Source organism: Bradyrhizobium sp. SZCCHNR1093 (assembly GCF_032381175.1).
In the GTDB taxonomy this organism is placed as follows: domain Bacteria; phylum Pseudomonadota; class Alphaproteobacteria; order Rhizobiales; family Xanthobacteraceae; genus Bradyrhizobium.
In genome coordinates, this window is record NZ_JAUHJJ010000022.1 from 19,805 (window position 1) to 29,663 (window position 9,859).

11 protein-coding genes are annotated in these 9,859 nt (G+C 65.9%); 4 read left to right on the top strand and 7 right to left on the bottom strand.

Annotation, left to right across the window (positions count from 1 at the left end):
* Window positions 1-62: 62 nt before the first annotated feature.
* Window positions 63-422 carry a hypothetical protein gene (locus QX070_RS32820; RefSeq protein WP_315741275.1) on the top strand — a complete coding sequence of 120 codons (360 nt, stop codon included), beginning with the start codon at window positions 63-65 and terminating at the stop codon, window positions 420-422.
* A gap of 20 nt (window positions 423-442) precedes the next feature.
* On the opposite strand, the gene QX070_RS32825 is transcribed toward QX070_RS32820, so the two are convergent.
* Together QX070_RS32825 and QX070_RS32830 are read right to left on the bottom strand one after the other, a co-directional pair.
* Window positions 443-1,264, bottom strand: coding sequence for a quinoprotein dehydrogenase-associated SoxYZ-like carrier (locus tag QX070_RS32825; RefSeq protein WP_315741276.1), 822 nt, complete (start codon window positions 1,262-1,264; stop codon window positions 443-445).
* Window positions 1,265-1,320: 56 nt separating this feature from the next.
* Window positions 1,321-2,247, bottom strand: coding sequence for a quinoprotein relay system zinc metallohydrolase 2 (locus tag QX070_RS32830; protein WP_315741277.1), 927 nt, complete (start codon window positions 2,245-2,247; stop codon window positions 1,321-1,323).
* Window positions 2,248-2,408: 161 nt separating this feature from the next.
* Here QX070_RS32830 and QX070_RS32835 point away from each other — a divergent pair, with 161 nt between their 5' ends.
* Complete coding sequence (locus QX070_RS32835) at window positions 2,409-3,290, top strand: substrate-binding domain-containing protein (RefSeq protein ID WP_315741278.1); 882 nt, start codon at window positions 2,409-2,411, stop codon at window positions 3,288-3,290.
* A complete protein-coding gene (locus QX070_RS32840) occupies window positions 3,287-3,847 on the top strand; it encodes a PQQ-dependent catabolism-associated CXXCW motif protein (protein ID WP_315741279.1) in 561 nt (186 codons plus the stop codon). The genes QX070_RS32835 and QX070_RS32840 overlap by 4 nt, the downstream gene beginning before the upstream one ends.
* 32 nt (window positions 3,848-3,879) lie before the next feature.
* On the opposite strand, the gene QX070_RS32845 is transcribed toward QX070_RS32840, so the two are convergent.
* From QX070_RS32845 to QX070_RS32865, 5 genes are all read right to left on the bottom strand, one after another.
* Window positions 3,880-4,491, bottom strand: a complete 612-nt coding sequence (locus tag QX070_RS32845) for a hypothetical protein (RefSeq protein WP_315741280.1) — start codon at window positions 4,489-4,491, stop codon at window positions 3,880-3,882.
* A complete protein-coding gene (locus QX070_RS32850; RefSeq protein ID WP_315741281.1) occupies window positions 4,488-5,342 on the bottom strand; it encodes an ABC transporter permease in 855 nt (284 codons plus the stop codon). Before QX070_RS32850 ends, QX070_RS32845 begins: the two co-directional genes overlap by 4 nt.
* A complete protein-coding gene (locus tag QX070_RS32855; protein WP_315741282.1) occupies window positions 5,339-6,154 on the bottom strand; it encodes an ABC transporter ATP-binding protein in 816 nt (271 codons plus the stop codon). The genes QX070_RS32850 and QX070_RS32855 overlap by 4 nt, the downstream gene beginning before the upstream one ends.
* Entirely contained in the window at window positions 6,151-7,155 is a 1,005-nt protein-coding gene (locus QX070_RS32860; RefSeq protein ID WP_315741283.1) for a YVTN family beta-propeller repeat protein, read from the bottom strand. Before QX070_RS32860 ends, QX070_RS32855 begins: the two co-directional genes overlap by 4 nt.
* Before the next feature lie 176 nt (window positions 7,156-7,331).
* Window positions 7,332-8,540, bottom strand: coding sequence for an ABC transporter substrate-binding protein (locus QX070_RS32865; protein WP_315741284.1), 1,209 nt, complete (start codon window positions 8,538-8,540; stop codon window positions 7,332-7,334).
* A 142-nt stretch (window positions 8,541-8,682) separates the two neighbouring features.
* On the opposite strand from QX070_RS32865, the gene QX070_RS32870 reads away from it, so the two are divergent.
* Window positions 8,683-9,162, top strand: a complete 480-nt coding sequence (locus QX070_RS32870; RefSeq protein ID WP_315741287.1) for a DUF3280 domain-containing protein — start codon at window positions 8,683-8,685, stop codon at window positions 9,160-9,162.
* Window positions 9,163-9,859: the final 697 nt, after the last annotated feature.

Consider the following 9,859-nt stretch of genomic DNA (forward strand, 5'->3'; position numbering starts at 1 on the left):
TGTGTTCTTTTCAGCCTCATTCTCTTAGCATAGCTTCGGCTGCGATGCCGCGGAGGACTGTGATGCGTAGTGCTGTTCCGGTAGGACCGATTGTCGCCACCCTCATTGCCATGATCGCGCTGCGCGGGTCGGCTCACGCCGAGGATCTCAACGACTATCCGACCTCTGCGCGGGCCGAATATGTGTTCGGCTGCATGAAGTCCAATGGCGAGACCCGGGAGGCGATCGCGCAGTGCTCCTGCTCGATCGACGTGATCGCCTCGATCCTTCCCTATGAGCGCTACGTCACGGCCGAGACCGTCCTCAGCATGTCCCAGGTGCACAGCACTCTCGGCACCCAGTTCCGCACGTCCGAGCAGGCCGCCAACGCGCTGAACGATCTCCGTCGGGCGCAGGCCGAAGCCGAAGTGAGATGCTTCTGAAGCGCTGCCGCTCTGCCGCATCAAGTTCCTGAGCCGTCGGCCGGCCAGTCGTGCTCGAACACGTGGCCCTGCGTATCCTTCGCTTCCGCACGGAATTGCTTGGCGCCGTTCGACACGTAGGTGAAGCGGATATTGGGATCCTCCGAGATCGAGATGCCGCCTTCGACCGACAGCACCAGGCTGCCGTCCTGCGACAGCGTCAGCCGGTCGATGAAGAAGGCCGGAATGTAGAGCTGCGTCACCTGGTCCATCTGGAGCCCGGAATTGTTGGGATGCCCGACCATGACCTGCGCTTCGCGGATGCCGCTCGTGGCGCCGTCGCTGCTCTGCGTGAACTGCCGGTAGCGCATCTGGCCGATGCGCGCCTTGGCCTCGTCCGGATTCTTCGCCGCCGGGGCCGAGCAGCCTCCGGAAGCCTTGACGAAGGTCTTGACCACATAGAGCTGGCCGTCGGTGAGCTCGGCCACCGCATGCACATCCGTGTAGTTGTTGACGCGGACCCGCGTCGAGATCGCGGTCACGTTGGCGTCCGCGCCGAGCGTGAACTTGGCCGCCATGGGCGCGGGATTCTGGTCGATCACCAGCGTGATGGTCTTGATGCGGCGCTCGTCGGCGGGCGACAGTTTGCTGCGCAGGGTGACCGGAACCACCGAGGCATCCTCGGCGCGCGTCGGCATCTCGATCGACAGCACATTGCTGCCGTCCTGCATCGCCTTGTTGTTGAAGATGTCCTGGACGAGTCCCGGCCAGGGATCGTAACCATCAGCGGCCTTCGCAGGTGCGAAGGCAAACGCGAGGCATGCCCCGAGAAGCAGGGTGGACGGCAGGTGGAGCCGGATCATGGCGCAATCCTCCTCGGGCAGTCGGGTGAATTAACGATCATAGCGCGTCGCCGCCCTCATTCCCATTCCATTTCCGAGAATGCCGCAGTCGCGTTGCGGGCATTGTAGTCGTCGAACAGCTCCCATTTGCCGCGCTCCGATCCGGCGGCCCCAGCGGCGTCCGCGATCGGCTTGCCCGCCTTGATCAGCCCGCGAACGTCGTGGGCCAATATGTCGAGGTAGCGACGCTCGTCGCTGAGCGCCAGTGGCCACGGGCTGACAGGGCCATGGCCCGGGACGACGCGCTCGGCCGGGATGGTCGCGAGCGCGGCCATGTCGGCGATCCAGCCGCGCAGGCTGCCATCCATCACCGGGATGTGACGCAGGAATACGAGATCGCCGGCGAACAAGATCCGGCTCCGGTCATCATAGACGGACAGGTCGCAGTCGCTATGCGCGGTGCTCCAGGCCTTGAGCGTGAGGGTACGGCCGCCGAGGTCGAGCATCATCTCGTCGTCCACGAGGATCGACGGGGCGACGAGACGGACCTCGTCGATCAGCTCGGCACCCATCAGGCGCCGGAACGCCTCGATGTAGTGCGGTCCGCGCAATGCAAGCGCGCGCGGCAGGTTCTTGGCGCCGACGAAGCGCGTGCCGTCGCCCTCGAATGCCGCGTTGCCGAATGCGTGATCCGGATGGGCGTGAGTGTTGACGACGTAGCGCACCGGCTTGGCGGTACGGGCGCGGATCGCTGCCAGCAGCGCGCGGCCTTCGCGGACGCTGCCGCCGGTGTCGATCACGGCGACCGCGTCGTTGCCGACGATGAAACCGACATTGGCGATGGCGCCCTCGTTCGCCGCGTTCATCAGCGCGGTCTGGCCGATGTGAACGAACACGCCGGGCGCGATCTCGCTGACCTCGAGTTCCGGCGGCATGGCAAGAGCGGCGCTGCCGAGCGCCAGCGCCCCCCAGGCGGTGATCGCGATGATCAATTGTCTCACCATCGGCTTGCCTTGCTCGCGTGAGAGGTGTGCGTCAGACGATGGACGTTGCGGTGCAGCAATGGGTCAACTCTTCGCGATGACGGCGGCTGTTGCACCGGAGCGGCCGGCGGCCTAGCATTTTCAAAAATACCGCGATGCGTTCGATAGGGATGGAAATACGGATGACGAAGCGTCACAAACTTGCCTGCTCGCTGGCCGTTGCCGCGGGGCTCACTCTGCTCGGGCCGGCCGCCTCCTACGCCCAGAGCAATGACGGCCTGGACCTGTCGATCGAGCTGGTCGATCCCAAGGTGCTCAGGGTCTGCGCCGATCCGCGCAACCTGCCGTTCTCGAACGAGAAGGGCGACGGCTTCGAGAACAAGCTGGCCGAGTTCTTTGCCGCCAAGCTGCAGAAGAAGGTGGACTACACGTTCTTCCCGCAGGCCACCGGATTCGTGCGCATGACGCTCGGCTCGCACCGTTGCGACGTGATCATGGGCTTTCCCCAAGGGGACGACCTGGTGCAGAGCACCAGTCCCTATTACCGGACGGCCTACGCGATCGTGACCAAGCCGGGCTCCGATCTCGCCGATGTGACGACGCTGGAGGATGCCAAGCTCAAGGGCAAGCACATCGGCATCGTGGCGGGCACGCCGCCGGCGACCAACATGGCGCTGGCCGGGCTGATGCCGACCGCAAAGCCCTATCCGCTGATGATCGACACCCGCGTCGATTCCTCGGCAGAGGCGATGATCAACGATCTGAAGTCCGGCGATATCGATGCCGGCGTGCTGTGGGGCCCGATGGCCGGGTACTACGCCAAGCAGGCGAGCCCGCAGCTGCACGTGACGCCGCTGGTGAAAGAGACCAGCGGGCCGAAGCTGATCTATCGCATTGCCATGGGCGTCCGTGGCGCGGACCAGAACTGGCGCCGTCAGCTCAACAAGCTGATCCAGGAGAACCAGGGTGAGATCAACAAGATCCTGCTGGACTTCGGCGTGCCGCTGCTGGACGAGAGCAATCATCTGATCACCGCCGAGGCTGCGGCGAAGACATCGCCATGATCGTTCGGCTCGCCGCGGCGGCGTTGGCAGGCGTGCTGCTGATCGCCGCGGCGGTCCGAGCCGATGATCTCGTGCCGGAGCCGGACAGCTACCGGACCGAGAACTACCGCGCGCCGGTGCCGACGACCCTGGCCGGTGCGCGCGTGCTGTCGACGCGGGAGACCGAGGCGATCTGGCGCGCGAAGTCCGCCGCCTTCGTCGACGTGCTGCCGCGCCCGCCCAAGCCGAAGAATCTGCCGGCAGGGACGGTGTGGCGCGAGCAGCCGCGCCTGGACATTCCCGGCAGCATGTGGCTGCCCGACACCGGGTATGGTGTGCTGGCGCCCCAGACTGAGGACTATCTTAAGCGCGGGCTGGCGCACGCGTCGGGCGGCGACCTCGGTCGTCTGCTCGTGTTCTACTGCCTCGAAGACTGCTGGATGTCGTGGAATGCCGCCAAGCGCGCGCTGACCTTTGGCTATCGCAACGTCGCCTGGTATCCCGACGGGACCGACGGCTGGAGCCGCGCCGACCTGCCGCTGCAGCAGACGCAGCCTGAGCCGCGGCCTGAGGAGTGAGCGGGGAGGGCGGCGAGAGCGCATCAAAACAGCTACTCCATGTCCTGCTGGATCTCCCGGGCCAGCGCGAACAGGCGCTGGTCGATTGCGGTCGGCACCTCGCAGACGAACTTCATCACGCGACGCCGATCCTCGAAGATGCGCGTCTCCCAGTTCAACTGGTTGGTCATTTCCTCGACCTTGGCCTGATCCGGCGCGGCGCTGCTCTGCATCTCCTGCAGCTTGATCGTGTCGCCGCGCACTTTGTCGACGGCCTCGCGCTGCTTGCGCATGACGCGCTCGAGGCCGTTCATGACCGATGTCCGCTGCGCGTTCAGCGTGTCGAACAGCCCGACGAACAGCAGCTTGCCCTTGCGTGTCTTCTCCTCGGACGTTCCGGTCAGGAAATCGGCGACGTCCTTCTGGGCCTGCTCCAGCGGGATACGGCGCGCGGCAAGCTTGGCGACGAGCTCGGCCACCTTCACATCGTCCTTCCAGCTCGCGCCGACATCGTCGATCGGCGGGCCGGACCACACCGCCGCGATGGAGATTTCCGGCACCTTGGCCTGCGGGCAGGGCCAATCCGGATAGCGCGGATCGGCGGCTTGCGCAGCACCTGCCGACGCAGCGATGGCGACGGCCGCCAGTGTCGTTCTGAACCTCATGCCTCGCCTCCGGGACCGCGCCTGACAAACCCCCGCGACGGATCATAGGCCAGGATCGCGCCGATCATGAATACGGCGGTGCAGCCGCCGACCACCGCGAGCGAAACCCAGTTCAGCTTGCCGTACAGCGCAAAGCGGATGAGCTCGACCGCGTGGGTGAAGGGGTTGGCTTCGCAGAGATAAGCCAGCCAGGGACTGCCTTCCTCGACGCGCCAGAGCGGGTAGAGCGCCGATGAGGCGAAGAACATCGGGAAGATCACGAAGTTCATGACGCCGGCGAAATTCTCGAGCTGCTTGATGCCGGAGGAAATCAGCATGCCCAGCGCGCCGAGCATCAGGCCGGATAGGATCAGCGCCGGCAGCACCGTCAGATAGCCCATCGGCGGCGGGGTGATGTCCCAGAACCAGGCGATGGCGAGAAACGCATAGACCTGCAGCACCGAGACGGCGGTGCCGGCGAGCAGCTTGCAGAACAGGAGATAGCCGCGCGGCAGCGGGCTCACCAGCAAGGTGCGCATGTTGCCCATCTCGCGGTCATAGACCATCGACAGCGACGACTGCATGCCGTTGAACAACTGGATCATCGCCATCAGGCCGGGTGCGATATAGACCTCATAAAGGATGTAGGTCTCGTACGGCGGAATGATCGAGATACCCAGCACCTGGCGGAAGCCGGCGGCGAAGATGAACAGCCAGACCAGCGGCCGCACCAGCGCCGAGACGAAGCGCTCGCGCTGATGCAGGAAGCGCAGGCCCTCGCGCCAGACGATGCCGGTGAGGCAGGTGATGTATTCGCCGGCCGAGAAGCCGCTGCGTGTGGGTGGGGGCGCGTGCACGGTGGTGACGGTCATGGCTCGGAGCTCCGCGCCGGACTGGCCTGGGTCGTCAGCCGCGCGAACGCCGCGTTGACGTCGGTCGCACCGGCCTCGGCGATGACCTGCGGGACGGGCCCGCGCGCCAGCACGCGGCCTTGATGCAGCACCACGAGATCATCGGTCGCCGCGATCTCGTCGAACAGATGCGTCGCCCAGAGCACGCCGATGCCTTGCTCGGCGACGAGCTGACGGACGTGACCGACGATGTCGGCGCGCGCCTTGACGTCGAGGCCGACGGTGGCCTCGTCGAGCAGCAAGAGGCGCGGCCGGTGCAGCAGGGCGCGAGCAATCTCCAGCCGGCGCATCTGGCCGCCGGAGAGGTCGCGCACCTTGTTGCCGGCGCGGTCGGCGAGGCCGATCCGCGCCAGCAGCTCCTCGCTGCGCGCGCGGGCCTCGCGGCGGGCGATGCCGTGCAGCGCGGCGTGATAGAGCAGGTTCTGGGTCAGCGACAGATCGAGATCGAGCGTGCGCGGCTGGAACACGACGCCGAGTAGCCGCAGCGCCTCGCCCGGCGTCCGGCCGATGTCATGGCCGAAAATGCCGATCTGGCCGGTCTGCACCGCGAACAGCCGCGTGATGAGCGAGAACAGCGTGCTCTTGCCGGCGCCGTTGAGGCCGAGCAGGGCGGTGAAGCTCGCAGGCTGGACGGCGAAGCTGACGTCGTTGAGCGCCTTGCGTGCGCCGTAGGAATGGCTGACGCCGGCGACCGACAGCGCGGGGACCTGCTCGGGCGCCGGCTGCGATGCAGAGCCTGTCGAGTCGAGAGTGGGTGCGTTTTGCGTCGTCATGGCTGTGCAATCGTGATGCCCCAGGGCAGCTCGCCGACCTGGATGGTCTTGATCACCTTCTGCGCGGCGACGTCGATCACCGAGACGTCGTTGGAGACGCCGTTGGTGACGAGCAGATATTTCTCGTCCGGCGTGAACTCCATGTGCCAGACGCGCTGGCCGACCAGGAGATACTTCTTCACCTCGTGGGTGGCGCCGTCGACGACGGCGATACGGTTGGCCGGGCCGAGCGCGACGAAGCCGGTCTTGCCGTCCTTGGTGAGCCCGATGCCGACCGGCTGGATCGCCTCGCTGCGCAGGCCGGGGACGGCGAACTTGATCTTGCCGGTGACCTCACGCTTGGCCGGATCGATGATCGAGACGGTGCCGCCGATTTCGGCGGACACCCACAGCTCCGAGCCGTCGCTCTTGAACTCGGCATAGCGCGGCCGCGCATCGACCAGCACGTTGGCGACGATCTTGCGGGTCGCCGTGTCGATGAAATGCGCCATGTTGGTGGTTTCGGAGGTGCAGATCAGGATCTTGCCGTCCGGGCTGAGCATCATGCCCTCGGGCTCGACGCCGACCTGGACGTCGCCGATGCGGACGCGCTTCTCGAGGTCGAGCACCGTGACGGTGTTGTCGTTCTCGTTGGCGACATAGAGCGTCTTGCCGGCGGCGTCCTGCGCGAACAGCTCGGGATCGGGGCCGGAGGGCAGGGTATCCACCACCTCCATCTTCTTGGCATCGATCACCTGGATGGTGTCGTCGTCGCCGACCGCCACCATCACGAACTTGCCGTCGCGCGTGAACGCGATGCCGCGCGGCCGCTGGCCGACCTTGATGGTCTTGGTCACGGTCCACGTATCGGTGTCGATGACGGAGACCGTGTTGCCCTTCTCGTTGGAGACGAAGGCGACGAAGGCAGAGGCGGGAGCGACGGAGGCCAGCGACAGCGCGGCGGCTAGCAGGCCGGCTGCCAGGGCCGGGCGCTTTGGAAGCTGATCGCGCAATTTTCTCATTCGACTCTTTGTCTGATGGACGCGAGATCTCGCAGCGATGCGGGGAGGGGCTGGCACCGCGCTGGCATCTTCGTTCATCGGCTTCTCACCGGCCAACGAGCTCGGAACGCCACGCGCATCGTGCTGCATCTGACATGTCGGACTAAGCATCTTCATCAGCAGGATCAGATCCGACATCATTGCAGCTTGCACTTGGTTTCAGGGCGGTCGACGCCGAGCGTGTCGAGCTCGGAGACCTGGTGCAGAAAGCCCTCCTGCGGCGAGACCGAGACGATCATGCGGCCGTCGGCAAGCAGGATCGGCTGGCGGAGCTGCAGGTTCCAGTCGCGCAGCGAGAGGCGCGTGCCCTTGAAGGCGGCGATGGTGAAGTTCGGGCTCTTGAGATAGTCGCTCATCGTCTTGGCGTCGCCGGAGTTGGTGCGCGAGGCGGCCTCGCCGATCATGCGCACGGCCATCCAGGCCTGCATGTCCAAGGCGTCCATGCGGCGCGAGGCGAGCTTCATGAAGCGGTTCTGCAGCTGGGTGGCGCCCCATTGGTCCTGTGAAGGATCCCAACTGGTCGGACGCAGGCCAGCGGAGCCGGCGACGGGCCTCGCATCCCAGGTGCGATAGGGCAAATAGGAGGCGAACACCTCGCTCTCGTCGGCCGCGACCAGCACGTCATAGGCGGGCGCCTTCTGCGTGAACACCGGCATCTGGCGCTGGATCAAGGTGACGCCAGAGTCGGTGCGGCGTGCGCCGCCGGTGTCCGCGAAGGTGCGCTCCTCGACGATCTTGGCGCCGAAGCGGGTGGCGGCGCGGCGCAGCGCGTCAGCGAACAGTCTGTCATTGTCGTGCGAGCCGGTGACGAGCAGCCAGCGCTTCCACTGCTTCCAGACCAGATATTGCGCCAGGCCATCGGCCAGCATCGAGCGCGTCGGCGCGACATGGATGACGTTGGCGCGGCAGTCCTGCTCGCGCAGGCGGTCGTCGGTGGCGCCGACATTGAGCAGGGTGATGCCACGTCCACGCAGGCCATCCGCGACCTTCAGCAGCGCATCCGGCGGCAGGTCCACGAGGACGAATCCCGTCTTGCCGGCGAGCTCATTGGAGGCCTGCGCGGCGTCCTCGTCATCCTTGACGCGGCGGTCGATCAAAGTGAAGCGCTGGCTGAGGAACTTGCCGGTGGTGTTGTTGTCCTCGATCGCGAGCTTCGCGCCGGCCACGCCATCATCGGCCGCTGGCTGGTCGAGCGGCGACAAGGTCTGCGGCACGCTGGCGCGGCCGAGATAGCCGATCGCGATGTCGACCGGATCCGCCGCGCTGGCGGCAGTTGCGGCGGCGATGAGGCCGATCGCGCCCATCAGAGATCGGGCCAGAACTCCCAGGACCACATGTCCTCCCATTGTTCCCTCGTCCTTGTCCGGCGAGGTTTCATCTTGCAAGATGAACGAATTGGCCTAGCTTTCAACCCCACTTTTGGCCGCTGTCGCGTCATTTCGGATCACGACCTTGAAACCTGCCGTTCTCCCCGCGTTCCTGATCCTGATGTCTGCGACATCAGTGCATGCCGAGCCGACCAAGGTGGCGGTGTTCGACTTCGAGCTGATCGACACCAGCCTGCAGGGCGAGGTGCAGGGCCCGCGCCAGGACGAGCAGAACAGGCTGGCGCATGCGGCCGAGCAACTGCGCGCGGCGCTGCAGGACTCCGGACGTTTTCGCGTGCTCGACATCGCTTCCATTAACGATGCGGCGCACCACAGCAATCTGCAGGCCTGCGGCGGCTGCGACGTCAAGCTCGCGGGCGACATCGGCGCCGATCTCGCCATCACCGGGACGGTGCAAAAGGTCTCCAATCTCATCCTCAACATGAACATCTATCTGCGCGACGTTCACACCGGCAAGCCGGTCGCGGCGATGACTGCGGATATGCGCGGCAACACCGACGAATCCTGGACGCGCACCATGGCTTGGCTCGTCCGCAACCGCCTGCTGGCGCCGAACTACGGTGCGCCGCAGGCGCAGTAGCCGACGAGATATGACGGTGCATTCTCGCGGCGGATGACGCCCGAGCTTTGCGTGCCGGTCGCCCCTTGGAAAACAAGAGGCGCAGGGAAGGCCGGGAGCCTGCCGCCCCCATGGCCCGCCTGCAGAAAGAAATGCAGGCGGCAGGTACCACAGGTTCGGCTGGGACATCCCGGCCCTCCCTGCGCGGATGGTCTTAACGGTTGCTTCGCGTTCTCCCCGGTGCGCCGGGCTTTCTGGTCACCGTGCGCGACGACGCGCTGTGAGCACGCCGCCGCGGAGGCATCGGCATCGGGATGCCAGGACCACGCGACTTGGCCGTACGCCGTGACGCGTTCGTCCGCACGCTCTCACGGGGCATGTGATGCCCTGAGCATGCTGCGCGCCGCCGGCGTCCACCGCATCCCACCTCCACGTTCGTGACGACCGCGATACGCCCTCTCGACGAGGCGGGATGGGGCTAAACAATCACGATTTCCGGAAAAACGAAAGTGAAATTTTTGTCGCCACCGGGCTGGACACTGGGATCGCCTTGTGGCGCCGAGCGAAATCCCCCTCGTCGCGCACGTGTAATCCGGGCGCCGGGCACGACAAAATCGTCTCGACGGGCGCGTCATCGCACCCGTCGAGGCTGGGCAAGAATCCGAATTAGGGGGGTGAGAGGGCTCGGCGCGGTGCAATTTCGAGCCATGACTGCATC

Coding starts and splice junctions, on each gene's coding strand:
- QX070_RS32850 (WP_315741281.1), bottom strand. CDS start 5,342: ATGACCGTCACCACCGTGCACGCGCCCCCACCCACACGCAGCGGCTTC.
- QX070_RS32870 (WP_315741287.1), top strand. CDS start 8,683: ATGTCTGCGACATCAGTGCATGCCGAGCCGACCAAGGTGGCGGTGTTC.
- QX070_RS32865 (WP_315741284.1), bottom strand. CDS start 8,540: ATGGGAGGACATGTGGTCCTGGGAGTTCTGGCCCGATCTCTGATGGGC.
- QX070_RS32845 (WP_315741280.1), bottom strand. CDS start 4,491: ATGAGGTTCAGAACGACACTGGCGGCCGTCGCCATCGCTGCGTCGGCA.
- QX070_RS32835 (WP_315741278.1), top strand. CDS start 2,409: ATGACGAAGCGTCACAAACTTGCCTGCTCGCTGGCCGTTGCCGCGGGG.
- QX070_RS32825 (WP_315741276.1), bottom strand. CDS start 1,264: ATGATCCGGCTCCACCTGCCGTCCACCCTGCTTCTCGGGGCATGCCTC.
- QX070_RS32820 (WP_315741275.1), top strand. CDS start 63: ATGCGTAGTGCTGTTCCGGTAGGACCGATTGTCGCCACCCTCATTGCC.
- QX070_RS32860 (WP_315741283.1), bottom strand. CDS start 7,155: ATGAGAAAATTGCGCGATCAGCTTCCAAAGCGCCCGGCCCTGGCAGCC.
- QX070_RS32840 (WP_315741279.1), top strand. CDS start 3,287: ATGATCGTTCGGCTCGCCGCGGCGGCGTTGGCAGGCGTGCTGCTGATC.
- QX070_RS32855 (WP_315741282.1), bottom strand. CDS start 6,154: ATGACGACGCAAAACGCACCCACTCTCGACTCGACAGGCTCTGCATCG.
- QX070_RS32830 (WP_315741277.1), bottom strand. CDS start 2,247: ATGGTGAGACAATTGATCATCGCGATCACCGCCTGGGGGGCGCTGGCG.